Genomic DNA, 1,029 nt, shown 5'->3' with positions numbered 1-1,029 from the left:
GGCGCGGGGGCGGTTGACGCAGGAGGAGCGCGGGAATCTGGTGCTGTAGGGTTGCCAGGTTCGGTTCGGGGCGGGTGGGCCGGTCGTTGCTACCCGCTTACCGCCCCAGGTGCCCCAGCGGCAGCGCCCCCTGCGGCTTGATCGTCTTGATTGCGAAGTTGCTGCGGATATCCCGGATCCCCGGCAGCTTGAGCAGCGTATCGGTCAGGAACCGCTCATAGCCGCGCAGATCCGGCACCACCACATGCAACAGGAAATCCGACTCGCCCGACACCAGAAAGGCGCTGACCACCTCGGGCAGGGCCAGCACGGCCAGGCGGAAGTTTTCCGCTTCGACCTCATGGTGCCGCTCGACCTTCACCCCCACGAACACCGTCAACCCCAGGCCGACCGCCTCGGCTTCGAGGCTGGCATGGTAGCCGCGGATCACCCCGGCTTCTTCCAGCAGCCTCACCCGTCGCAGGCACGGCGAAGCCGACAGCCCGATCTCTTCAGCCAGTTGCACATTGGTGAGGCGCCCGTCGCGCTGCAGTGCGCCAAGGATGCGTTGGTCGTAACCGTCCAGCTTGGGGTAGGTCGGGTCGTGGTTTGGCATAAGTGGCCTGTGGCTAGGTATCGAATTGGTACATCCTGCCAATAATAGCCCCGTTGCGGGCGCATAACGCAAGCACCTGCCTCGACCTTCCGGCATAGAATTTTCACTCTGTTGCCCCAGCCTGAGGTCGTTGAAATGGACGAAAAACTGCTCTACCTGACTGCCCTGACGATGATCTACCTGATGCCGGGCCCGGACATGATCCTGCTGCTGCAGACCGGTGCGCGCCAGGGGCGGCGGGCGGCGCTGGCGACCGTGCTGGGGCTGGCGGTTGCCCGTGCGTGCCACGTGACCCTGGCCGCCGTCGGGCTGGCGACGCTGTTCAAGGTACTGCCCTGGACGTTCGAGGTGGTCAAGTACACCGGGGCGGCCTACCTGCTGTGGCTGGGGGTGAAGATGTTCAGGCCCGTGGCGGGTGCAGTGCAGGGCCAGGG

The 1,029-nt window shown here is 65.4% G+C and carries 2 protein-coding genes; one reads left to right on the top strand and one right to left on the bottom strand.

Going from position 1 to position 1,029, the window contains the following annotated elements; all coding sequences use genetic code 11:
• Window positions 1-97 precede the first annotated feature (97 nt).
• The gene (locus JZZ72_RS27670; protein WP_058541157.1) at window positions 98-595 is read right to left on the bottom strand and encodes an Lrp/AsnC family transcriptional regulator; all 498 of its coding nucleotides are present in this window, start codon (window positions 593-595) and stop codon (window positions 98-100) included.
• 135 nt (window positions 596-730) lie between these two features.
• On the opposite strand from JZZ72_RS27670, the gene JZZ72_RS27665 reads away from it, so the two are divergent.
• Window positions 731-1,029, top strand: a 299-nt coding sequence (locus JZZ72_RS27665; RefSeq protein ID WP_210015497.1) for a LysE family translocator, incomplete at its 3' end; no start/stop codon positions are given.

This window comes from Pseudomonas palmensis (assembly GCF_017848315.1).
GTDB classification, from domain to species: domain Bacteria; phylum Pseudomonadota; class Gammaproteobacteria; order Pseudomonadales; family Pseudomonadaceae; genus Aquipseudomonas; species Aquipseudomonas palmensis.
Note: the sequence above shows the minus strand (reverse complement) of the source record. Positions and strands in the feature narration are given on the sequence as shown.

Excerpts from the sequence above, each read along its gene's own strand:
- JZZ72_RS27670 (WP_058541157.1), bottom strand. The coding sequence starts at position 595 with ATGCCAAACCACGACCCGACCTACCCCAAGCTGGACGGTTACGACCAA.